Annotated in this window: 24 protein-coding genes; 12 read left to right on the forward strand and 12 right to left on the reverse strand. The window is 50.6% G+C overall.

What is annotated here, in order from left to right:
* Positions 1-68 precede the first annotated feature (68 nt).
* The gene (gene gap, locus GQ52_RS02490) at positions 69-1,070 is read right to left on the reverse strand and encodes a type I glyceraldehyde-3-phosphate dehydrogenase (RefSeq protein ID WP_019881355.1); all 1,002 of its coding nucleotides are present in this window, start codon (positions 1,068-1,070) and stop codon (positions 69-71) included.
* A gap of 163 nt (positions 1,071-1,233) precedes the next feature.
* On the opposite strand from gap, the gene msrA reads away from it, so the two are divergent.
* Positions 1,234-1,749, forward strand: a complete 516-nt coding sequence (msrA, locus tag GQ52_RS02495) for a peptide-methionine (S)-S-oxide reductase MsrA (RefSeq protein WP_047514856.1) — start codon at positions 1,234-1,236, stop codon at positions 1,747-1,749.
* 1 nt (position 1,750) lies between these two features.
* Here the strand turns inward: msrA and GQ52_RS02500 are convergent, their stop codons facing one another.
* Both GQ52_RS02500 and GQ52_RS02505 read right to left on the reverse strand, forming a co-directional pair.
* Entirely contained in the window at positions 1,751-2,299 is a 549-nt protein-coding gene (locus GQ52_RS02500) for an RNA pyrophosphohydrolase (RefSeq protein ID WP_024929439.1), read from the reverse strand.
* 152 nt (positions 2,300-2,451) lie between these two features.
* Positions 2,452-3,174, reverse strand: coding sequence for a hypothetical protein (locus GQ52_RS02505; protein WP_047514859.1), 723 nt, complete (start codon positions 3,172-3,174; stop codon positions 2,452-2,454).
* Between the two features lie 229 nt (positions 3,175-3,403).
* Between GQ52_RS02505 and GQ52_RS02510 the strand changes: the two genes are divergently transcribed.
* The 9 genes from GQ52_RS02510 to folE2 all read left to right on the forward strand — a co-directional run bounded on the left by GQ52_RS02510 (position 3,404) and on the right by folE2 (position 11,034).
* A complete protein-coding gene (locus GQ52_RS02510; protein WP_047514861.1) occupies positions 3,404-4,390 on the forward strand; it encodes a beta-propeller fold lactonase family protein in 987 nt (328 codons plus the stop codon).
* Between the two features lie 157 nt (positions 4,391-4,547).
* Positions 4,548-5,093, forward strand: coding sequence for an SRPBCC family protein (locus GQ52_RS02515; RefSeq protein ID WP_024929436.1), 546 nt, complete (start codon positions 4,548-4,550; stop codon positions 5,091-5,093).
* A 459-nt stretch (positions 5,094-5,552) separates the two neighbouring features.
* Positions 5,553-5,909 (forward strand): type IV pilin protein, encoded by a 357-nt coding sequence (locus GQ52_RS14295; protein WP_047518481.1) that lies wholly within the window; start codon positions 5,553-5,555, stop codon positions 5,907-5,909.
* 94 nt (positions 5,910-6,003) lie between these two features.
* Positions 6,004-6,357: a prepilin-type N-terminal cleavage/methylation domain-containing protein gene (locus GQ52_RS14300; protein ID WP_047514864.1), complete on the forward strand. Its 354-nt coding sequence runs from the start codon at positions 6,004-6,006 to the stop codon at positions 6,355-6,357.
* Between the two features lie 76 nt (positions 6,358-6,433).
* Positions 6,434-7,084, forward strand: a complete 651-nt coding sequence (locus GQ52_RS02530) for an alpha/beta hydrolase (RefSeq protein WP_047514867.1) — start codon at positions 6,434-6,436, stop codon at positions 7,082-7,084.
* Between the two features lie 83 nt (positions 7,085-7,167).
* Complete coding sequence (xseB, locus tag GQ52_RS02535; protein WP_024929433.1) at positions 7,168-7,413, forward strand: exodeoxyribonuclease VII small subunit; 246 nt, start codon at positions 7,168-7,170, stop codon at positions 7,411-7,413.
* Between the two features lie 27 nt (positions 7,414-7,440).
* Positions 7,441-8,331, forward strand: coding sequence for a polyprenyl synthetase family protein (locus tag GQ52_RS02540; RefSeq protein WP_047514870.1), 891 nt, complete (start codon positions 7,441-7,443; stop codon positions 8,329-8,331).
* 2 nt (positions 8,332-8,333) lie between these two features.
* Positions 8,334-10,178: a 1-deoxy-D-xylulose-5-phosphate synthase gene (gene dxs / locus GQ52_RS02545; protein ID WP_047514873.1), complete on the forward strand. Its 1,845-nt coding sequence runs from the start codon at positions 8,334-8,336 to the stop codon at positions 10,176-10,178.
* A 49-nt stretch (positions 10,179-10,227) separates the two neighbouring features.
* Entirely contained in the window at positions 10,228-11,034 is an 807-nt protein-coding gene (folE2, locus tag GQ52_RS02550; RefSeq protein ID WP_019881342.1) for a GTP cyclohydrolase FolE2, read from the forward strand.
* Positions 11,035-11,099: 65 nt separating this feature from the next.
* On the opposite strand, the gene GQ52_RS02555 is transcribed toward folE2, so the two are convergent.
* Together GQ52_RS02555 and aroC are read right to left on the reverse strand one after the other, a co-directional pair.
* Positions 11,100-12,272 (reverse strand): MFS transporter, encoded by a 1,173-nt coding sequence (locus GQ52_RS02555; protein WP_047514877.1) that lies wholly within the window; start codon positions 12,270-12,272, stop codon positions 11,100-11,102.
* A 57-nt stretch (positions 12,273-12,329) separates the two neighbouring features.
* Positions 12,330-13,421 (reverse strand): chorismate synthase, encoded by a 1,092-nt coding sequence (gene aroC / locus GQ52_RS02560; protein WP_047514880.1) that lies wholly within the window; start codon positions 13,419-13,421, stop codon positions 12,330-12,332.
* Between the two features lie 120 nt (positions 13,422-13,541).
* Between aroC and corA the strand changes: the two genes are divergently transcribed.
* On the forward strand, positions 13,542-14,633 hold the full coding sequence (gene corA, locus GQ52_RS02565) for a magnesium/cobalt transporter CorA (protein WP_047514883.1): 1,092 nt from the start codon (positions 13,542-13,544) through the stop codon (positions 14,631-14,633).
* 4 nt (positions 14,634-14,637) lie between these two features.
* Here the strand turns inward: corA and GQ52_RS02570 are convergent, their stop codons facing one another.
* The 5 genes from GQ52_RS02570 to waaC form a co-directional block, all read right to left on the reverse strand.
* Positions 14,638-15,429, reverse strand: a complete 792-nt coding sequence (locus tag GQ52_RS02570; RefSeq protein ID WP_047514886.1) for a ParA family protein — start codon at positions 15,427-15,429, stop codon at positions 14,638-14,640.
* 456 nt (positions 15,430-15,885) lie between these two features.
* Entirely contained in the window at positions 15,886-17,010 is a 1,125-nt protein-coding gene (gene dnaJ / locus GQ52_RS02575) for a molecular chaperone DnaJ (protein ID WP_024929426.1), read from the reverse strand.
* Between the two features lie 117 nt (positions 17,011-17,127).
* Positions 17,128-19,050, reverse strand: a complete 1,923-nt coding sequence (gene dnaK, locus GQ52_RS02580) for a molecular chaperone DnaK (protein WP_019881334.1) — start codon at positions 19,048-19,050, stop codon at positions 17,128-17,130.
* 103 nt (positions 19,051-19,153) lie between these two features.
* The gene (grpE, locus tag GQ52_RS02585) at positions 19,154-19,687 is read right to left on the reverse strand and encodes a nucleotide exchange factor GrpE (RefSeq protein WP_047514891.1); all 534 of its coding nucleotides are present in this window, start codon (positions 19,685-19,687) and stop codon (positions 19,154-19,156) included.
* Positions 19,688-19,820: 133 nt separating this feature from the next.
* Positions 19,821-20,834, reverse strand: a complete 1,014-nt coding sequence (gene waaC / locus GQ52_RS02590; protein WP_047514894.1) for a lipopolysaccharide heptosyltransferase I — start codon at positions 20,832-20,834, stop codon at positions 19,821-19,823.
* Between the two features lie 3 nt (positions 20,835-20,837).
* Between waaC and GQ52_RS02595 the strand changes: the two genes are divergently transcribed.
* The gene (locus tag GQ52_RS02595; RefSeq protein ID WP_047514897.1) at positions 20,838-21,995 is read left to right on the forward strand and encodes a glycosyltransferase family 4 protein; all 1,158 of its coding nucleotides are present in this window, start codon (positions 20,838-20,840) and stop codon (positions 21,993-21,995) included.
* Here the strand turns inward: GQ52_RS02595 and GQ52_RS02600 are convergent.
* Both GQ52_RS02600 and bioD read right to left on the reverse strand, forming a co-directional pair.
* The gene (locus tag GQ52_RS02600) at positions 21,985-23,037 is read right to left on the reverse strand and encodes a rhomboid family intramembrane serine protease (protein ID WP_047514901.1); all 1,053 of its coding nucleotides are present in this window, start codon (positions 23,035-23,037) and stop codon (positions 21,985-21,987) included. The two genes, GQ52_RS02595 and GQ52_RS02600, sit on opposite strands and share 11 nt — an antisense overlap.
* Entirely contained in the window at positions 23,038-23,682 is a 645-nt protein-coding gene (bioD, locus tag GQ52_RS02605; protein ID WP_047514904.1) for a dethiobiotin synthase, read from the reverse strand. It lies immediately after the preceding gene.

A 23,682-nucleotide genomic window follows, 5' to 3' on the forward strand; every position in this document is an offset into this window, starting at 1 on the left:
GAATATAAACTGGTAAGGATAAAAATATCAGTGACAAAAGCAAACGGGGCATAAAGCCCCGTGCATGATTAAGCAATGTGTTGAACCAGGCGCAGCAGGTTACAGGTGTAACCGTATTCGTTGTCGTACCAGCCAACGACTTTGACAAAAGTCGGGTCCAGCATAATACCGGCATCGGCATCAAACACGCTGGCGGCTGCACTGCTGCGGAAGTCACTGGAAACCACTTTTTCGTTGGTAAATTCCAGTACACCTTTTAACTCACCGTCGGCCGCTTTTTGCATGGCAGCGCAAATCGCTTCATAGGTTGTTTCGTTATTCAGTTCTACGGTTAAATCCACCACAGACACATCGGCTGAAGGGACGCGCATGGCCATACCGGTCAGCTTTTTGTTGAGGGATGGAATCACTTTACCTACCGCCTTGGCAGCGCCCGTGCTGGAAGGAATAATGTTTTCAAACACGCTGCGGCCACCGCGCCAGTCTTTTTTGGAGGTGCCATCGACAGTCAGTTGTGAGGCTGTCGCGGCATGAATAGTGGTCATCAAGCCACGCTTGATACCAAAGGTGTCATGCAATACTTTTGCCAATGGTGCCAGGCCATTGGTGGTACAAGACGCGGCAGAAATAATCGCCTGGCCTGCATATTCGTTATGGTTTACGCCAAACACAAACATAGGCGTGTCATCTTTACCTGGCGCTGATTGCACCACTTTTTTCGCACCGCCACTAATGTGCGGATGGCAGTTGTCCTGTGTCAGGAACGCGCCGGTAGATTCGATGATGATATCTGCACCACCAATACGCCAGTCAATCTTGCTAGGGTCACGTTCTGCGGTCAAATGAATGCGTTTGCCATTTACCACCAGTGCACCATTATCAGTTTCTACCTTGGCATTAAAACGGCCATGGACCGAGTCATACTTGAGCAAATACATCATGTATTCAACATCATATGAACTATTAATCGCTACCACTTCGATGTTGCTGAACTCTTGCTGCTCAATTGCCGCGCGTAACGCCATACGGCCAATTCGTCCAAACCCGTTAATGCCTACCTTGACTGACATATGCTCCCCAACATTGCTTAGAACTAAAACTCAGTATTTTAACCTAAACCACCTATACTGGACAGATTGTAAGTATTTGATTTGATACACGACAAAGCATAAAAATCATTCAAACACGGCTTCATGTCTGCATGAAGCATCCAACTGATAGAAAGAGGACCTGATGCAAGACACCATTATTCTCGCTGGCGGCTGTTTTTGGGGCATGCAGGACCTGTTCCGACGCCTGCCCGGCGTCATTTCCACACGCGTTGGCTATACTGGCGGCGACATTGCCCATGCCACCTACCGCAATCATGGCAACCATGCAGAGGCCATAGAGGTGGAGTTTGATGCATCACTGATCAGCCTGCGGCAGTTACTGGTATTCTTTTTCCAGATTCACGACCCGACCACCTTGAACCGCCAGGGCAATGATTTGGGGCCGTCTTACCGCTCGGCCATTTATTATGCCAATGCGGCACAAAAAGCCGAGGCAGAACAACTGATCGCCGACATGAATGCCACGCAGATCTGGCCCGGGAAGGTCGTCACAGAAGTCACACCTGCCAGCGACTTTTGGCTGGCCGAGCCTGAGCACCAGGATTATTTAGTCAAATATCCCACCGGCTATACCTGCCATGGTTTGCGGCCGGAGTGGATTTTGCCACAAGACCGCACAGCGGCCGTGTGGCTATAGATTATTCAGGGGTGACGGTGGGTGGCAACTTGTTTGCCGCGGCAGGCTTGCGTGGCTTGCCGCCGGGACGTCGGCCAGAATGGTGCAAAAAGGTCGCCAGTTCGTTAAGTGCTAATTGATAAACCTCGCGCTTGAACTCAATCACATCTTCAAGTGGTACCCAGTATTCACTCCAGCGCCAGGCATCAAACTCGGGGTGCTCAGTCGCACGTAACGACACATCTGAGTCGCGGCCGGTCAGCCGTAATAAAAACCAGATTTGTTTTTGACCTTTATAACTGCCGCGCCACTCGCGTTTTATCCAGCTGGTCGGTACTTCATAGCGCAGCCAGTCACGGGTACGGCCCAGAATTTTGACGTGCTCGGGCTTGAGGCCCACCTCTTCCATCAGCTCACGATACATCGCTTGTTCCGGCGTTTCACCATATTTGATGCCGCCTTGCGGAAACTGCCACGCATGCTCTCTGATACGCTTGCCCCAAAACACCTGGTTATGTGCATTGCAAAGCACAATCCCAACGTTCGGACGGTATCCATCACGATCTAACATAAAAAACTGCCTTCAATATTTCCTGCAATTTTTTCACACTTTGTCCTTTAATGAAAGGACAACCATCATGCGCCTGCCATAAAACCCTGCCTGCTTGACGCAAAAAAAAAAGCTCACAGGCTGTGAGCTTTTTTACTTCAATCCTGAAATACTCAGGATTTCATACGGCGCGCAGCCAAACCACCCACAACCAACAGCCCAGCAAACATCATGGCAGACTTATCTGCTTCTGGTACTGGAATCACAGTCATGTTGACGAAAGTGTAATCAGACTGGTTATCACAGTTTTTACAATGAGAGTTCGGATATCCTTTTGCAGCCGTGAAAACGATGCTGTCTACTGAACGGAAACCAAACGGGTTGTTTAATTGCCAGGCACCTGTACCGCCATCTACTGCACCACTACCGATGGACACCACACTACCTTCGCCAGTCCAGGCTGCAGTGTGCACGCCAGTGGCTGTCAAATAATAAACGCCTGTGCCACCGTCAGCAAAACTGACCAGCATTTTTGCCACTTCTTTTACATCGTTATACTCAGGACCATCAAACAGCAATGCCAGGTTGATGGAAGACACGATGACTTCTTTAGAAAATGTACCGGTCAATGTTTCACCGATATCGATTTCACCAGCGGTTCTACCGCCAGCAATACCAACACCAGTAATACCAGCTTGCGATTTCTTCTGGAACGCGCTGCTACCGGCAAAAGTCGCAGTGGTACCATCCGCAAATGTCGTCAGGTAGCTAGATTGCCCATTCACGAAATTGGAACCTACCACGGTGCCCGTAGTCAAGGCAGAGGCAGATTGCGCGGTTGCCAGTAGCGACACCGACAGCAGCAACTTAAGGCCAGCATAAAATATTTTTTTCATTGTGACTTCCTTATAAATTAAACAATTTAGGATTAAAAAATTCTTTGCTATTTTAAGTCAGCGGACTGAATGTATAAAATAGTCCGTTAGGGTCAAAGGCGAATATTTTGTTTCTTTTCATACATTTACAAATAAAATGCCAAATTCCCACAGTGCATTTATGGTCATATAATTAATACGTCTGTCAACCCGATACACTCACAACCGTTTTATCTTTATGCACCTGCCAATGACACACACCTCTCACGCACCCAAACAACATCGGCTGCACCAACAGTGCAGTAGCCTGCTCTTGCTATTCGCGTGGAGCGCACTCAGTCACGCAGGTAATTTAGCCTACATCACCAACCAGGGCAGTGACACAGTATCGGTAGTCGACACGCAAAAAAAACAGGTCATACAGACGATAGACGTTGGTAAAGCGCCAGTGGGTGTAGCGATTGCGGCAAAACAGCAACGCGTTTACATCAGCAATGCCAATAGCCAAAGCGTCTCCGTCATCAACAGCCATACCCAGCAAAAGGTGCAAGACATCCCGGTGCCAGTACAAGCCGTTGGCATCACACTCAGCCGAGATGAACGCACCTTATATGTGGCCGACTGGGGTGGCGAGCAGGTGATTGCCGTAGACACGGCACACCCCGAAAAACAAAAGGCCTTCAAGGCGGGCAAAACACCGTCAGGCATGCTGGTCAGCGCAGACAACAAAAAATTGTTTATTGCCAACCGCGATAGCAACGACATTACCGTTGTCGACACCAATACGCTGAAAACGCTGGCGCAAATCCAGGTCGGCTTGCACCCGTTCGCGTTAACGCTCAGTCCTGATGGCCGCACACTGTTCGTCGTCAATGTGGTCAGCAACACACTCACCTTACTGAATGTGGATACCTATCAATCAAGCACAGTGAAAACCGGGCAACACCCTTATGGCGTGGCCATTAGCCCGGACAGTCGCTGGGCCTATGTCAGCAACAATCATGCAGAAAGCGTTTCGGTGATTGATTTAAACACAGGCAAAACCGTGAAAACGGTTACCGTCGGCGAGTTCCCTGAAGGGATTGAGTATGACAAAGCGACCAATCAAATCGTCGTCGCCAATTGGGGATCAGACAGCGTTTCAATGATTGACGCTCAGACAAATACCGTCACCCACACCATTGCCAGCCCCAAACTATGCCGGTCATTTGGACAATTTATACTCCAGGCCAAATAAAATTTGTTTTTTTCACAGGATGACCCATGAATTAGTCGCAAAGAAGCTTTTTTTTAGGTAAAGTCACGGGTTGTTTTTGAAACTCCAAGACTGCCTACTTTTATCAAGTACCGCTTACTTTTAGTTTTGAAAGTCTGTAAATATCAGGAGAAATGTAATGAAAAAAATTCTAGGCATTATTGCTGTTTCTTTATTGCCGCTGATCCCTCTGACTGCTGGCGCACACGGTGCGGCTGCGTTACGTTTTGAAAAAACCGTCACCATCAAGGCAGCACCGGCAAAAGTCTGGGCATTGCTCAAAGACTTTGGCAATGTACAAGCTTGGCACGCAGGCGTTGAATCAACCACTGTCGAGCAGAAAAAAGATGAAAACGGTGATGACGCCACTTACCGCACCGTTAAACTGAAAAACGGCGGCGTGATGTACGAAAAACTGCGCTCTGCCGACGATGCAGGCATGCGCTTGAAATATGAATACGTGATTGAAAAAAGCACCTTGCAAGTGTCTAACTTTTACCCAAGCATCACTGTGACCGGCAGCGGCAACGAAGCAGTGGTAACGGTTAAAGGCAGCTACACACGTGCCGACTCTTCAAACATCCCAAAACCTGAACAAAATGACGACGCTGCAACCAAAGCAGTCAACGATTATTTTGATGCTGGTCTGGAAAGTCTGAAAAAGGTTGCCGAATCGGGAAAGTAATTAGCCAGGGTTCTGGTAAGCGCACGCAAGGCAACAGTAAACCCTGGTGGAAGTTCTGGTAAGTCTTACGTTGTAAACAACAGTTTTTGCAAATGCAGTGTTTGGTCAAAAGCTAAACACTGACACCAAATAAAGGGATTGTGTACCACACAATCCCTTTTTTGCATCTGAAGCACCCGCTCTGCCCCCCCCTGACCAAAAACATCACCTGCATTGCCAAAGATTGGCGATCGCTGTCACTTTACGTCATCTTTTATTTTGCCCGCCTAGCCAAAAGATCTTGAATTCAATTCGAAGAAATAAAGCATAAAAACCCTTTAATTCATATTTTTCAACAAGTTAACAACAGAAATTAGGAGCTGGCACAGCTGTTGCTTTAGGGTTTAGCGAACACTGTTGGAAAAGCAGTGAATGAAACAGAAGATGTTCACTTTAAACTTGACTCAAAAGGAAAACATAATGAAAAAACACGTACAACAAGGTTTTACTCTGATTGAATTGATGATCGTTGTTGCAATTATTGGTATTTTGGCTTCAGTGGCGATTCCAGCCTATACAGACTACGTAGAGTCCGCACATGATGGCGCATGTATGGAAGAGGCCACAGCATGGTCTAAACGTGCTTATGCACAATTAGTGTTAGGCAATACAGTGCCTGATTACAACACGACTACTGGTAATTGCTCCGCTGCACCAGCCAAACCAACTGACCCTGCTAGTGCTACTGCATTAGTCTTTACTCCTAGAAGCGGGACTGGCGCTACAGTTTCTTGCTTAATGTCTAACGCAGGCGCTTGCACAGTTGTTAAACCTTAACTGAACTCTGCTGGTTGCAGTTTTGCACCCTGCTAAATCAATAAAGAGCCCCTGCCTAGCAGGGGCTCTTTATTTAGAACCGACGGGATTAGGAATGCTTAATCAAAAAGCACTTATTCGGCAGTCAGGCTTTACATTAATCGAGTTGGTGATTGCGATCGCCATTATTGGAATTCTTGCTGCTATCGCTATTCCAAACTATCAAGAATACACTCATGAAGCAGCGGACAACGCGTGCCTCGCCGAAGCCCAAAACTACGCACAATCTGTTTCTATTGCCATTTCTACACATCATCCTGACTTACCTACCCACATCGCATCAGCCTGCCAACAAATAACAATCCCCAGTCCAATCGCCACTAGTTTACAAGCCATCCCAATAAGAATAGGTACTGGAAAAGCAATCACTTGCGACCTAACCAACAACGGCCTTTGTACCAAGTCCTGACTTTTAATTTAACCTCAACTCGAATAACCACTCTTTTTTTGCTAAACTTCAGCGGTCATAAAACTAGGTAGATCGAGTGTTAGAAAGCATCATCAAACATCCGCAAGCGAAAGACGCATGCATCATTTGGATGCACGGCCTAGGCGCTGACGGCCATGACTTTGAGCCCGTGGTTCAAATGCTCAATCTGCCACACATTAAATTTATCCTGCCACATGCGCCTTATAGGCCTGTTACCCTCAATAACGGTTACGAAATGCGTGCCTGGTATGACATTTTTGGGTTGCAGTCAGAAAGCACTCAAGATGAAGTTGGCATCAACAATATGCAACTCACAATCAACGCCATGATTGAAGCAGAGATTGCACGGGGCATTCCGTCGCAACGTATTTTGTTGGCGGGCTTTTCACAGGGTGGCGCAATGGCTTTGCACACAGCAACGCGCTTTGATCAACCGTTGGCTGGCGTATTGGCGCTCTCCACTTACTTGCCCTTAAAGAAGCAACTCAAAGAAAAACAGCATCCAGCAAACCAGCGATTACCGATCTGGATGGCACATGGACGACAAGACAGTGTCATTACCCTAGCCACCGCGCAATCTTCGCGACAAACACTAGAAGCAGCAGGTTACGCAGTGGAATGGCACGAATACGACATGCCGCACAGTGTATGTGAAGAAGAAATCAACTATATTCGCCAATTTCTGCTGCGCGTTTTACCTGCCTGATCTATCCCTCGGACACATGAGAATAATCCCGCAAGCTTGGGGAGTTTTGTTAAAATAGCTGGCGTTTTCACAGGCTAATTTTCATGAGTGCTTCCAAAAAGTCACCGTCTACGGTGAATGATCAACAAACTTTTGCTGAGCGACTGGCAGCATTGGAGTCCATCGTTAAAAGTATGGAGTCTGGCGAACTGCCACTGGAAGCCGCATTAACGGCTTACACTGAGGGCATGCAACTATTACAAGTGTGCCAGGAATCACTGCAGCAAGCCGAACAAACCGTGATGATCTTGAACCAGCAGCAACAGCTAACTCCTTTTGAGGCCAATTAACGCGCCTGCTTTCTTTTGTCTTTCGTCATGACTCAGCCTCCATTTGTTTTTGATCATTGGGCCAACGCACATCAGCAACGCGTTGAAGAGGTATTGTCACGTACACTGCCAAGTGAGGGCACGTTGCCTGGCCGCCTGCATGAGGCCATGCGTTATGCGGTGCTAGGCGGGGGCAAGCGTGTGCGCGCCTTGTTAAGTTATGCTGCGGCAGAACTGGCTGGGGCGACACCAAACGCGGCGGATGCATCAGCAGCGGCAGTGGAACTGATCCACGCCTTTTCACTGGTGCATGATGATATGCCGTGCATGGACGATGACGACCTGCGCCGTGGCAAGCCTAGCTGCCACAAACAATATGACGATGCGACCGCCTTACTGGTGGGCGATGCATTACAAAGCCAGGCCTTTGAATGCCTGGCCAGCACCAGTGCACCGCAAGCTTTAAAACAAGTGCAGGTATTGGCAACAGCGACCGGTTCGCGCGGCATGTGTGGCGGCCAGAGCATAGACTTGCAAAGCACCGGCAAATTGCTGTCACGTGAGGCATTGCAAACTATGCACCAGTACAAAACGGGCGCCCTGATTGAAGCGGCGGCGTTATTGGGCGCTTATGCGGCGGATCACACGCATCAGCAACTCATCACGACCTTAGAGCAATATAGTCAGCATATGGGGCTGGCATTCCAGGTGGTCGATGATATTCTCGACGCCACCGCAGATACACAGACACTGGGCAAAACCGCAGGCAAAGATGCTTTACAGGAAAAATCGACCTACGTCAGCCTGCTTGGTTTGGAAGAGGCGAAAGCGCTGGTAAACACCCTGTACGCGCAAACATTGCAGTTACTGGCGAGCTTCGGCCCGCAGGCAGACCCGCTACGCGGCATTGCCAAATTTATTTGTGAGCGCCCATTTTAATCATGACTTCGCTGCTGTCCCGCATTGACTCCCCTACCGACCTCCGCACGCTGGAGCGCTCGCAGCTCAAAGTGCTGGCCGCAGAACTGCGCGCATTCCTGATTCAAAGCGTGTCACAAACGGGCGGCCATCTGGCCTCTAACCTGGGCGTGGTTGAACTCACCATCGCATTACATTACATCTACAACACCCCGGACGACCGCCTGGTGTGGGATGTTGGCCACCAAACCTACCCGCACAAAATTTTAACTGGCCGCCGCGAAGCCATGGCTAATTTGCGCAAAGCGGGAGGCATTGCTGGCTTTCCCAAGCGTGATGAGAGTGAGTACGACACGTTTGGCACCGGCCATTCCAGCACCTCGATTTCGGCCGCATTAGGCATGGCAGTAGCAGCGAAAGCGCAAGGCTCTAATCGCCGTAGCGTGGCGATCATTGGCGATGGCGCCATGACTGCTGGCATGGCATTTGAAGCGTTGAACAATGCTGGCGATATGGATACCAACATTTTGGTGATCCTCAATGATAACGACATGAGCATCTCCAACAACGTCGGCGCGCTCAACAATTACCTTGCGCGTTTAATGTCCGGCAAACTGTATGACAGCGTGCGCCGCAGCGGCAAAAAAGTGCTGGACATCATGCCGCCGGTGAAGGAATTTGCGCGACGTGCCGAAGAACATGCCAAAGGCATGGTGACGCCAGGCACGCTATTTGAAGAATTCGGTTTCAACTATATTGGCCCGATTGACGGCCACGATATCGACACCCTGATCGATACGCTGGGCAATATCCGCCAGCTGCAAGGCCCGCAATTTTTGCATGTCGTGACACAAAAAGGCAAAGGCTACAGCCCGGCCGAAGCGAATCCGAACAAATACCATGGCGTGAGCAAGTTTGACCCGCAAAACGGACATAGCCTGAGCCATAGCGAGCGACCAAGTTATACGCAAATATTCGGCGACTGGCTGGTCGACATGGCCGCAGCAGATGACAAACTGGTCGGCATCACGCCTGCCATGTGTGATGGTTCCGGCCTCAACCGTTTTGCTGAAGCCTATCCACAACGCTATTTTGATGTGGGCATTGCCGAGCAACATGCCCTGACATTTGCTGCGGGCATGGCCTGTGACGGCCTGAAACCGGTGGTGGCGATTTATTCGACATTTTTGCAACGCGCGTATGACCAATTGATTCATGATATCGCCTTGCAAGACCTGGACGTATTACTGGCGATTGACCGTGCTGGCCTGGTTGGCGCCGATGGCCCGACACATGCTGGCAGCTTTGATTTAAGCTTTTTGCGTTGCATCCCCAATATCGTCATCATGGCGCCTAGCGATGAAAACGAGTGCCGCCAAATGCTGACGACAGGCTACCAGTATCCGGGCACTGCCGCCGTGCGTTACCCTCGCGGCAGTGGCATAGGCGCGAGTATTTCGCCAGCCTTAGAATCACTGCCTATCGGCAAAGCACACTTGGTGCGCCACGGTAAAAAAGTCGCCATTCTGGCTTTTGGCAGCATGCTGCAACCAGCGCTACAAGCAGCAGAAGCCTTCGATGCCAGCGTAGTCAATATGCGTTTTATCAAACCACTAGATGAAGCCATGGTGCTGGAAATGGCGCGCACGCACGATTACCTGCTCACTGTGGAAGAAAATGCCGTGATGGGTGGCGCTGGCGCGGCTGTGATGGAATGTTTGCAAGCACATGGCCTGGTCAAACCGATACGCTGCCTCGGCTTGCCAGACCAATTCATCGAGCATGGCAGCCACGAAACTATGCTGGCCGAATGTGGTCTAGACCATAACGGTATCAAGTCTGCTATTGAGAAATTAATTTCCGAGTAGTAAACTCAACTATTAATTAACAGGCGGGAATGCCCGCGATGGAACCCTGATGAATCAACCCGTGATCCCCACAACGATCGAAGATGTACAGAATACGCCAGACGTGCGTAGACTGGATATCAACAAAGTCGGTATCAAATCTATTCGCCACCCGGTGATTGTCAAAGACAAATCTGGTGGTGAGCAACATACTGTGGCCCTGTTTGATATGTATGTGCATTTGCCACATAACTTCAAAGGCACGCATATGTCTCGCTTTGTCGAGATTTTGAACATGAATGAGCACGCCATTTCGATCGACTCATTCGAAACCATTTTGCGTCAAATGGTAGAACGGCTGGAAGCTGAATCCGGTTATGTGGAAATGCGTTTCCCTTATTTCATCAATAAAGCCGCGCCGGTTTCCGGCGTCAAAAGCTTGCTGGATTATGATGTGACCTTTATTGGTGAGATCAAACAAGGTAATTTTGAAATCACCGTCAAAGTCATGGTGCCAGTCACCAGCCTGTGTCCATGCAGTAAAAAAATCTCCGACTATGGCGCACACAATCAGCGCTCGCATGTCACAGTGACAGCCCTCTTGAATGACTTTATGTGGCTGGAAGACCTGGTGACACTGATTGAAGATCAGGCCTCTTGCCAGCTGTATGGTTTGCTCAAACGCCCGGATGAAAAGTTTGTGACCGAGCGTGCTTATGACAATCCAAAATTCGTTGAAGATATGGTGCGCGACGTCGCGGCACAGCTTAATGATGAGAAACGCATTGTGAAATATGTGGTCGAATCAGAGAACTTTGAATCTATCCACAACCACAGCGCGTACGCTCTGATTGAGCGCGATAAACGCGTCAATTAATCGTCGCAGTAGAAATAAAAACAGCCCGCATGCGGGCTGTTTTACTTTGATCGGCTGTCATTGCATCAATGGCTAAACATGCCTTTACGGGCATAGGGTTGCGATAGATGCAAGCCAAGTGCCACAATAATGGCACCGAGTAGCGGAAATAAAGCCGCCAGGGTAAACGTCAGTTGCCCACCCAGGTATTGCAAGGCAAACCCGCCCAGCAAACCACCCAGCGCCCCGCCGATGCCATACGCCACACTGTTATAAATGGCCTGCCCTTTGGCCTGGTGGCGTCCATTAAAATATTGCGTCACGACTTCTACTGATGCCGCATGGAAGCTGCCAAAAGTGAAGGCATGCATGGTTTGCGCCAGCAACAATAACCATAAGTGATCCGGCACCAGGCCCATCATGGTAAAACGCACCACGCCAATCAGCAGGCTCGCCAGCAAAATGGTTTTGAGTTTAAAGTGTGTCATGATCCAAGGCATCTTGATAAAAATGCCAATTTCGCAAATCACGCCCAGTCCCCATAACCAGCCTATCATGCCTTTGCTGTAGCCATGCTCAGCCAGGTAGATAGAGTAAAAATTGTACATCAGACCATGCGCTGTCACCATCATGGCGCAACCCACTAACAACGAAATCACGGCAGGCTGCTTCAATATTTGCCACACGGAGAAATCGTCATGTGCATGCGGCGGCACATGCGCTTCAGGCAACTTCCACGTCAGTCCAAACAAGATACATTGCACCAGTAAAATAAACCAGAGCAGGCTACCAATACCAAACCAGTCAGTCAGATATCCCAACATCACCGAGGCAAAAATAAAGCCCCACGAGCCCCACAAGCGGATTTTGCTGTAATGGCCGTTAGTGCTGGCCAAATGTGCTAGTACCAATGACTCTGACAATGGCAAGGTCGAGCTGGTAAACAAACTGAGGGCGATCATCACTACAAACATGGTGGTGAAATCATGCGCCCAGAAAATGGCGATAAATCCGAGCAAGCCAAGAAAGGCAGTGGTGCGTATCCAGCGCACACGCTGTCGCGTGTGATCCGCCAGCCAGCCCCACAAATTAGGCGCCACAATACGGCTCAGCTGGAACAAGGACATCAGAATGCCAATATCGGCCGGGGAAAAGGATTCTGCGGTCAGGTACAAGCCCCAGTAAGGAACAAACGCGCCGACAAAGAAGTAATAGATAAAATAGAAACGCGAGAGATTAAAGTGTAAGGCGTGACTCATAACATACTCGCGCGTTGGTAAATATCGCCCAAGACTGTGCCTGGGCGTTGAAAGACATTACAGCGTCGGCACCTTGGAATGCACGTCTGCATTCTGGCCACGGTTGCGCAAGGCATGATCCATCAGCACCAGCGCCAGCATGGCTTCCACGATAGGCGTCGCACGGATGCCGACACATGGGTCGTGGCGACCAGTAGTTTGCATCATCACCGCCTCACCTGCCTGGTTGATAGAATGCCTTTGTTGCGGGATGCTGGACGTTGGCTTGAACGCGACATTGACGACAATGTCCTGACCACTGGAGATGCCACCCAAAATGCCACCGGCATGGTTGGTAGCAAAGCCTTGAGGTGTCAGTTCATCGCTGTGCACGCTACCACGCTGGGCAATTGAAGCAAAACCAGCACCAATTTCTACGCCTTTCACGGCGTTAATGCCCATCATGGCGTGTGCAATATCGGCATCCAGACGGTCAAATACAGGCTCGCCCAAGCCGACCGGTACTTTCTCGGCCACGACTGTAATCTGAGCACCTACTGAGTCGCGCTCACTGCGGATCTGGTCCATATAAGCTTCCAGTTGAGGCAAGATGTCGACATTGGGCGAGAAGAAGGCATTACCTTCTTGCGCCAGTGCATCCCAGCTCACAAAAGGAATCTTGATTTCGCCAATCTGACTTAAATAACCGCGAATCTGCACGCCGTATTGCTGCTTGAGCCATTTTTTGGCAATCGCACCCGCCGCCACGCGCACAGCGGTTTCGCGTGCGCTGGAACGGCCACCGCCACGGTAATCACGAATGCCGTACTTTTGCGTATAGGTATAGTCCGCATGGCCGGGACGGAAAGTATCCATGATTTTGCTGTAATCTTGCGAACGCTGGTCAGTATTGCGGATCAACAAGCCAATCGGCGTGCCAGTCGTTTTACCTTCAAACACCCCAGACAAAATTTCCACTTCGTCAGCTTCTGCGCGCTGGGTCACATGGCGCGACGTCCCCGGTTTGCGGCGGTCGAGGTCGACTTGTAAATCTGCCGCACTCAGCTCCAGCCCAGGTGGGCAACCATCGACAATGCCGCCAATGCCAGGGCCATGTGACTCGCCAAACGAGGTCAAGGTAAACAAGGTGCCGATGGTATTGCCAGACATGCGATTTTCCCACTGAATAATTTTCTTTATTTTAGCATAGACTGGCCAGCCACCTGTTCGCGGGTTGATTTCCAGCCGGTGAACGCTTATGCTGGAACGGCAATTTTACCTGGGATGACAATGGCAAAACGTAAACATACGCACCGCAAGCACAGACTGCTGGGCGCCGATAACCCGGCACTCATCGAGAACCCTGCAGGTCCGCCCCTACCTGCTGCCTGTATCCATAAAATTTGCTACAACGCGCAAGATATCCTGTCAGCCCAACTCACCATGCAGGAGATCGTCAATTGGCAGCCACCCGCCGGGCATGTCGCCTGGATCAATGTGCATGGCGTACTTGATATTCCCTTGTTACAAGCGGTCGCCCGCCGGTTCAAATTGCACCCGCTGGTACTGGATGATATTTTAAATACCGAGCAGCGGCCTAAACTCGACACCTATCCGGACTACCTGTTTCTGGAAACACGCCTGTTTTACTATGATACAGAAAGCATGAGCGTCAGCTCTGAGCAAATCAGCATGGCTTTGGGACGTGAGTGGCTGCTCACTTTCCAGGAAAGGCCTTCCGGCAGCTTTGAGCCAGTACGCGAACGCTTGCGCCAGGGCCAGGCCTTACTGCGCCAGAGCAGTCCTGACTATTTATGCTACGCCTTGCTGGATAGCCTGATGGAACGTTACTTTCAGGTGCTGGAAGCCATTAATGAAGATGCCGAGCAACTTGAAAACCAATTACTGGATCGTCCCAGCCCGGAAGACTTGCAGAATATCCACCGCCTCAAACATGTCACGATACAGCTGCGGCGCGCGGTGTGGCCATTGCGTGAAGTACTGAATAGCCTGATTCGTAATGAACACGGATTTTTTAGTCCGCAAACGGTGCCTTATTTGCGTGACCTGTATGACCATACCGTGCATTTCACAGAATCACTGGAAGCGATTCGCGACACCTTAAGTGGCCTGATGGATATATACATGACCAGCCTCAGCCAGCGCGTGAATCTGGAGGTACGTGCGCTGACCGTCGTCGCCATGCTGTTTATGCCGGCCACTCTGATCGCGGGGATCTTTGGCATGAACTTTAACGAAATGCCGTGGTTAAAAGACCCCGATGGCTTTTGGTGGGCAATATTGATGATGTTACTGATTGCGGTGGCGATGTTGCTGGTGTTCTGGCGACGGCAATGGCTGAGTAGCCGCCGGGATTCTTAGTCGCTTAAGCGGCCAGCAGTTCAGGGCGTGGCAATTGCTTGATCACATCCTGCAACTCGTAATACAACGCCATGTAATCTTGCGCGGCAGCACTGTCGGCATCATACTCAAACACGTGTTGCCCCATGCGCGCACTCTCGGCCAATGCAGCATGCTCATGTATCTTGCTGATCAGCACCTCGCTGCCAAACAGGCGGCGCATTTCCTGCTCTACCTCAGTGGCCATCGCCTTGTGTTTATCGGCACGCGTGAGTAAATAGCGGCGCTGTATTTTGCGTTTTAACACCGGTTGTAAGGCATTCAGCGCCTTATCCATTTTGACGGCAGAATTGATAGACAGATAATCGGTGGATACCGGCACCAGCACCAGATCACTGGCAAATACTGCACTCAGTGAAATCACCCCCACACACGGGCAACAATCCATAAAGACTTCCAGCGCCGGTTGTGCGTCTTCGAGAACGCGCAAGCCTTGGCCCAGCCTGCCTAATGTCGCCGGGCCACGACCAAACTGTGAATCGACCTTCATTAATTCAGAGTTGGCCGGAATCAATTGCAGGCCATTACGTAAAGGCTGGCACAAAGTATCCAGCGGTGTCGCATCCTGATAAAACCTGAACAAGTGCTGTTGTACATCCAGGCCGGTGTGCTTATACATCTCGGTGAGCCTGGCTTGCGGGTCCATGTCCAGCAAGGCGACCTGACGCTTTTTACGATAACTGGCAGCGGCCAGATTAAGTGCAGTGGTGGTCGCACCCACTCCGGCTTTCTGATTAAAAATAGCAATTTTCAACATGATCAAGTTTGCTCGGCACGGTGTTAAACATCAAAATGTTGCAAGCGATGCATGTCATCATAAACGATGTTGACAGCAGAGACCACCCCGCTCGCGGCGAGCTTGTGCATGGAGAATGTGCAGGTAGAAAAAAAGAAACCCGCTAATGCGGGTTAAAAGGGGGTTTGGATCAGGAGGAAATCAATGCTAGTCGTTGAAGATCAACTAAACCAGCCATCAAACAAAACATTTTGTGTTTCGTTTAAAGATGAGTCCAGTATAGGGAGGAGTTATTGCAGTAATTTGACCAAGCTGTAACTGAATTGTAAAAGGCAAAATTCAATTGTTATTAAATTGTAACTTTAATAAAAACAACAACTTGCAGACACCGTTTAACGCAAAACGGTAAAAAATAAGTGGCCGATAGTTTAGCAGGGTTTTACCCGCCAGACTATCGGCCACCCTGTGACAAATTGATTAACTGAAAAAGTCGCGCGCTTTATCTACCCAGCTTTTATTCTTGGGGCTGTGTTTGCCCGCATCAGCCTGGGTGCTGCTTTCAAATTCACGCAACAGGTCTTTCTGTTTTTCTGTCAGACGCACCGGGGTTTCAACCACTACATGTACCATCAGGTCACCATGCTCGCTGGAACGTAACGGTTTGATACCTTTGCCGCGTAAGCGGAACACGCTACCGGTTTGTGTTTCAACCGGGATTTTCATCTTGGCTGCGCCATCCAGCGTCGGCACTTCAATTTCACCACCCAACGCTGCCGTGCTAAAACTGATCGGCATTTCGCAATGCAGGTTTGCGCCTTCGCGCTGGAAAATCGGATGTTCTTTGAGATGCACGACAACGTACAAGTCACCGGTTGGTCCACCATTGACACCCGCCTCGCCCTCGCCGCTGAGGCGGATACGATCGCCTTCGTCGACACCAGCCGGGATTTTAACGTTCAAGGTTTTATTTTGTTTCACACGGCCGCCACCATGGCAGGTCGGGCAAGGCTCTTTCACCATTTTGCCGGTGCCATGACATTTAGGGCAAGTTTGCTGCACAGAGAAGAAACCCTGCTGCATGCGCACCTGGCCATGACCATTACACGTGGTACAAGTGACAGGCGAGGTGCCTGGACGCGCACCCGAGCCATGACAGGTTTCGCAGCTGGTTTGCACCGGGATGCGAATCTTGGTTTCGGTGCCTTTGGCGGCATCTTCGAGTGAAATTTCCAGGTTGTAACGCAAGTCAGCGCCACGATACACATTAGAACGCTGATTACGCGCACCGCCGAAAATATCACCAAAAATATCGCCGAATGCGTCACTGAAATTGCCGGAGTTAAAGCCGCCAAAACCACCACCCATGCTAGGGTCAACCCCGGCGTGGCCATACTGGTCATAGGCGGCACGCTTCTGGTCGTCGCTCAGAATCTCATAAGCCTCTTTGGCTTCTTTAAAACTTTCTTCAGCTTTCGGGTTATCCGGGTTACGGTCAGGGTGAAACTTCATGGCCAGCTTCTTAAAGGCTTTTTTAATTTCCTCTTCGCTGGCATCACGGTTTACACCTAACACTTCGTAATAATCTTTTTTTGCGGCTGCCATAGTTTTTCCGTTTAATGCGCTTGCGCCATAAAGACAAACACACCCGCGATCAGCGTAGTGTGTTTGCCGGCATCATTGAAAAAAGGGCGAGCACCTAAATACTCGCCTCTTTCAAGCTTAGTCTTTCTTCACTTCTTCAAACTCGGCATCCACCACATCGCCTTCAACCGTTTTTTCGCCTTCCGCTTGCTGTGCGCTCTCGGTGTTAGCCTGCGCCTGTTGTTCAGCGTAGACTTTTTCACCCAGTTTTTGCGAAGCTTCCATCAAGGCATTGGTTTTGGCTTCGATCACTTCTTTGTCATCGCCATCCTTGGCCACCGCTTCCAGCTCTTTAATCGCGTCCTCGATCTTGGCTTTTTCATCGGCTTCAATCTTGTCGCCATGTTCAGCCAGCGATTTTTTCACGCTGTGTAATACGCTGTCAGCCTGGTTACGGGCATCGACCAGTTCACGCAGTTTTTTGTCTTCATCAGCATATTTAGCCGCATCTTCTTCCATGCGCTGAATTTCTTCTTCAGACAAACCGGAGTTGGCCTTGATAGTGATCTTGTTCTCTTTGCCAGTCGCTTTGTCTTTGGCAGACACATGCAGAATACCGTTGGCATCGATGTCAAACGTCACTTCAATTTGCGGCATGCCGCGTGGTGACGGTGGAATGTCACTCAGGTTAAACTGACCGAGGCTCTTATTGCCGGACGCCATTTCGCGCTCACCTTGCAGCACATGAATGGTCACGGCGTTCTGGTTGTCTTCAGCAGTTGAAAACACTTGTGACGCCTTGGTAGGAATCGTGGTGTTTTTCTTGATCAGCTTGGTCATCACGCTGCCCAGCGTTTCAATCCCCAGTGACAATGGAGACACGTCCAGCAACAACACGTCTTTAACGTCACCTTTCAATACGCCACCCTGAATCGCAGCACCTACCGCTACGGCTTCGTCCGGGTTCACATCTTTACGTGGTTCCTTGCCAAAAATCTCTTTCACTTTTTCTTGCACTTTTGGCATACGGCTTTGACCGCCAACCAAAATGACATCAGAAATGTCAGAAGGAGACACGCCAGCATCTTTCAATGCGGTTTTACATGGCGCAATGGTGCGCTCAATCAACTCTTCAACCAGGGACTCCAGTTTGGCACGGGTGATTTTCACCACCAAGTGCTTAGGACCGCTGGCATCTGCCGTAATGTAAGGCAGGTTGACTTCGGTTTGCTGCGCGCCAGACAATTCGATCTTGGCTTTTTCAGCCGCTTCTTTCAAACGCTGCTTGGCCAGCAAATCGTTGCGCAGGTCCAAACCGTTTTCTTTTTTGAACTCGTCGGCCAGAAAATCGATGATGCGGTTATCGAAGTCCTCACCACCCAAGAAGGTGTCACCGTTGGTAGACAACACTTCAAACTGGTGCTCGCCATCGATTTCAGTAATTTCGATAATCGAAATATCAAATGTACCGCCACCCAGGTCGTAGACAGCAATCTTGCGGTCACCTTCCTGTTTGTCCATACCGAATGCCAAAGCCGCTGCGGTTGGTTCGTTGATGATACGTTTCACATCCAGGCCAGCAATACGGCCTGCATCCTTGGTTGCCTGACGCTGGCTGTCGTTAAAGTAAGCCGGTACGGTAATCACGGCTTCAGTCACTTCTTCGCCCAGGTAGTCTTCGGCGGTTTTTTTCATTTTGCGCAAGACTTCAGCGGAGATTTGCGGTGGCGCCTGTTTGTTGCCACGCACTTCTACCCATGCATCACCGTTGTCTGCTTTAGCAATGGTGTAAGGCATCAGGTCGATGTCTTTTTGCACTTCTTTTTCGTCAAAACGACGGCCGATCAAACGCTTGACCGCAAACAGGGTATTTTTAGGGTTGGTCACTGCCTGGCGTTTTGCCGGGGCGCCGACCAGAATTTCGCCATCTTCCTGATACGCGATGATAGAAGGCGTGGTACGCGCACCTTCCGCATTCTCAATCACGCGTGGCTTGCCACCTTCCATCACGGCGACGCAGGAGTTGGTTGTCCCCAAGTCGATACCGATAATTTTTGCCATATTATATGTTCCTTAAATTCGTTAATCTTTAATCTGCTGATGCAGTGAACATTGGGATGCTGTGAAAGATTTCAAGCCCCTGTTCTTTAAATGGTTTTTAGTTTTACTTGGCCTGAATCACCGTGACCAAGGCTGGACGCAATACACGCTCATTCAGGCTGTAGCCTTTTTGCAGTACGCTCAACACGGTATTCGGCTCACCTTCGGCGGGCACCATGCTGATGGCCTGATGCTTGTTCGGGTCAAACTTTTCGCCCAGCGGGTTAATTTCAGCAATATTGAATTTCTCGAACACGCTGAGCAGTTGCTTGGCTGTCAGCTCGACGCCGTTTTTATAACTGGCCACTTCTTCGCTTTCAACCGCTAAGGCCGCATCCAGGCTATCTTTCACTGCCAGCAGTTCACCACTGAATTTTTCCAGCGCAAACTTGCGTGCCTTATCAATATCATCCGCAGCACGGCGACGAATATTTTCACCTTCGGCTTTGACATACAACACTTGTGCTTTGGCTTCTTCCAACGCGGCTTCCAGGGCCACAATGCGTGCTTCGTGTGCATCAGTCACGCTGGCTTGCACCTCTTCATGCACAGCGGATTCGTTTGCGGGCACCTCGGAAGGTGTATTTGGTTCTTGCATGGGGCTCCCCTTCTTATTCAACACTATTCACTGTGAGAGATGTCAATAGAAACATTTTTCTCTCAATATCTTTCCAAGGTTGGGGATGCCCCTACTGATTTCAAGGGTAAAGCGTGAATTTGTGTGTGATTTTTTAAATGTGGCCAGAAACTGAACGCACCATAGCAGAGACTTCAGCAATCACCTCTGCCACAGCAGGCAATTGCCCTTTGCCACCCAAATTGACGGCAGCTGCCACACGCCCACCAGCCACGCCGGTAAATGCAGGCTCGGTATCGGTATAAATAGCAACGATGGGGATATCCAGCGCCGCAGCCAGGTGTGATAAACCGGTATCCACCCCCACAGCGAAGCGCACTTGCGGCATCTGGCTGGCGAGTTGTTGCAGGCTGAGCTTAGGCAGCACCAGCGCTTGCGGTACTTGGGCTTGCGAGACCAGTGCTGCAATTCTTTCAGCACGCGCTTTTTCGCTATCACTGGCCCAAGGCAACCACATATGCAAACCTTGCCTGGCATAGTGCTGCCCCAAAGCCACCCAGTGCTCTTCAGGCCATAACTTACTATCGCGGCTAGTCGCATGCAGCGCCAGAAAAGCCTCGGCTGGCGCGTGCTGATCCAGGCCTGCCAGCCCATAAGCAGGCTTATTTTGCGGCACGGCATAGCCGAGCGCCAGCGCTGCCAGCGTGCGCATACGCACGACAGCATGCTGGCGATAACTAATAGCATACCGATGCTGATAAAACCGGCTGGCCAATGGCTCGCGAATGGAGTGCTTATCGTAACCATGACACGGCCCACGGGCCCAAGTCGCCATCACGGCGCTTTTCACCAACCCCTGTAAATCCAGCACCAGATCATAAGGCTGAGCAGCGACGGCCTGTTTCACGGCGGCAATTTCACGCCAGGTCTGGCGACGCCACCACTGTTTGCGCCAGCGACGCACGGCGACAGTAAACACTTGCGCTACACGCGGATGCAGACGTGGAATATCGGCAAAGCTGGCCTCTACCAGCCAGTCAATATGCGCATCAGGAAAGTGTTGCAGGATATCCTCAACAACAGGCAGGGCGTGGATCACGTCGCCCATAGAGGTGGTTTTGACAATCAGGATGCGTTTCATGGCCGCTATTTTCGCATACAATGCCATCGCATGAAGTTTGCGTTTCTTATATTCAAATACTTTCCTTACGGCGGTGTGCAGCGCGATATGTTGCGCATTGCCAGAGACTGCGTCGCCCTCGGCCATGAGGTCACCATCTTCACCGGCGAATGGCGTGGCGATTTGCCGTCAGATATCACCGTTCACCTGTTACAAGCCAAAGGCTGGCTGAACCACCATAGACACCAGTCGTTAATCAGGCAAATGCAACACGCCGTGCAGCAACACGGTTTTGACCGTGTAGTGGGCTTTAACCGCATGCCCGGCCTGGATGTCTATTTTGCCGCCGACCCCTGCTATGCCGAGCGCATGTACCACGAGCCCTGGTACAAAAAACTGTCTGGCCGCTATCGGTTTTTCTCGGCCATGGAAAATGCCGTGTTTGGCAAACAGGCTTCTACCCATATTTTGTTACTCAACCAGCATGACCAGGCTATGTTTCAGCGCTGGTATGGCACAGACAATGCGCGTTTTCACCTGATCCCACCCAATATTCCACTGCAGCGTTTTAACAGCCAGGCGGCCCAGGATCACCGCACGTATGTGCGCAACACGTTTAACCTGCCAGATGATGCAATTGTGTTATTGACTGTAGGGTCGGCATTTATACGCAAAGGGGTAGACCGCGCGATTGATGCCTTGAGTAGCCTGCCAGATGCGCTGAAACAACGTTGCTGGTTATTGGCTGTCGGTGAATTTGAGTCCAGCAGCAATATGCAAGCTTATGCTACGCAACGCGGTGTGGCCGAACGCTGCATAGAAGCAGGAGGCAGGCCGGATATCCCAGCCCTGATGCTGGGTTGTGACTTGCTGATCCATGCTGCGCGCTCTGAATTGGCCGGGATTGTACTGATTGAAGCCATGACCGCGGGCCTGCCATTACTGGTCAGCGGGGTATGCGGTTATGCGGGGTATGTGGCAGAAGCCCAAGCAGGTAAAGTACTGGCGGAGCCTTTTAGCCAGACGGAATTGAATCACACATTACTGGATATGCTGCGCCAGTTAGCCACAGAGCCCCTGTTAGTCACAGAGCACTGGTCAGACAACGCCAAAGCATTTGTGCAACACATGGCGGCGGCTCAAATCGCCCATCCGGAAGCCAATATCATTGCGTCGCCATCCACAGTCGGCAAACACATTATGGCGTAGCCGGTTTACCCGGCATAAACGGCACATTGCGTAACTTGTCTGCGGCCGCTTTGCTGGCTTCACTGCGTTGCAAGGCATAGGCTTTAGCCTGCTCTAACAACGCCGCAGACGGCAAATTAGGATCTTCCGGTAACGCTGATAGCTTTTCAAAGCTTTCTTCATAAGGCGTGGCGACCTGTGCGTCAATCTGCGCCGCCATGTCATCAAAGCTGACACTGCCCTCACGGCCTTCCAGTATGATCTGCCGCCATTTCTGCTGCGCTTTCTGGTCCACCTGATTGAGCTTTTGCACCTGCTTTTGTATCGCGACTTCTTGTTGCCAGCGATATTTGGGCGTAGGCAAATGGGTCACCAAGACAAACAGCGCTACCACCCATGATACGGCCGCCAACCATTGCGTCAGTGTTAATTGTTTACTGGGAACGATGGTGACCGGTAGCAAAAGCGTTGCCATCACCATGCCAGTGACAAAGCCACCAATATGCGCCGAATTATCAATGCCTGGAATGATGTAGCCCATGGCAATGGTCAGGGCAGAAAACAGCAACGCACCCCAGAACAACCAACGGAATTCCTGTGCCTGCATTTGCTGCCGGCCAAACCAGACATAGACCAGCAAAGCGCCATAAATACCAAAAATAGCACCGGAAGCACCGCCAGACACCGCATCGTTACCTTGTATGACTAAAGACAATAGGTTGCCGCCGACGCCACTGATAAGATAAATCAGCAGGAAACGCAGGGCGCCAAACATGCGCTCGACCAGTTTGCCGCCATCCCACAAGGCCAGCATATTCATGCCCAGATGCAAGGCGCCAAAGTGCAAAAACATGGCACTGGCCAACCGCCACCACTGTCCATCCGCCGTGGCCGGGGCAAAGTTGGCGCCCCAGGTCAGTTGTACGGTATTCGGAGAATGCCAGAAGCCAGCGCCGCCAAACAGCATGACGACGAACACCAGCACATTCAACATAATCAGCAATCGCGTCATCGGCGGGACTGGTGCGCGTAACTCAATACGGGTGAGCAGTGACTGATCCATTTAGTGAAGTGACTCCTGAAAAGGGACTTCTAACAAAGGTGGTTGTTGCAACCCCTCTATCAGGGTTTGCAGGTTTTCCTGTGGTCGTGACATTTGCGGGTCTATGCTGTTCGCTACCCAGCCACAAAAATCAATATTTCGCTGCTTGAGCACCTGCGCCGTGAGTAAGGCATGGTTAATACAGCCCAGCCGCATGCCCACCACCACCAATGCTGGTAGATTCAGTGCCTGAATTAAATCGGCAATGGTTTGGCTGGCGTCAAGTGGCACCAGCAATCCGCCCGCGCCTTCAACAATCACCACATCTGCCATAGTGGCCAGCTGTGTGTAGGCCGCTTGAATGACGTTAAAATCTATCTCAACCCCCGCCTGGGCGGCGGCGATATGTGGGGCAATGGCTGGCTCGAAACAATAGGGATTAATCAGCTCAGGCGGCGCGCTGACATTGGAAGCCGCCGTTAATTGCAATACATCGTCATTTTGCCAGCGGCCATCCACCCACTCACAGCCAGAAGCCACTGGTTTCATGCCGATCACGGTCAGGCCTTGCGCTACCAGTTGCTGCATCAAGCGCACGGTGACCGTCGTTTTGCCTACACTGGTATCGGTGCCGGTGACAAAAAAATGGCGTGGCAAGGTGCGCAT

This window comes from Methylophilus sp. Q8 (assembly GCF_000800115.1).
Classification (GTDB): domain Bacteria; phylum Pseudomonadota; class Gammaproteobacteria; order Burkholderiales; family Methylophilaceae; genus Methylophilus.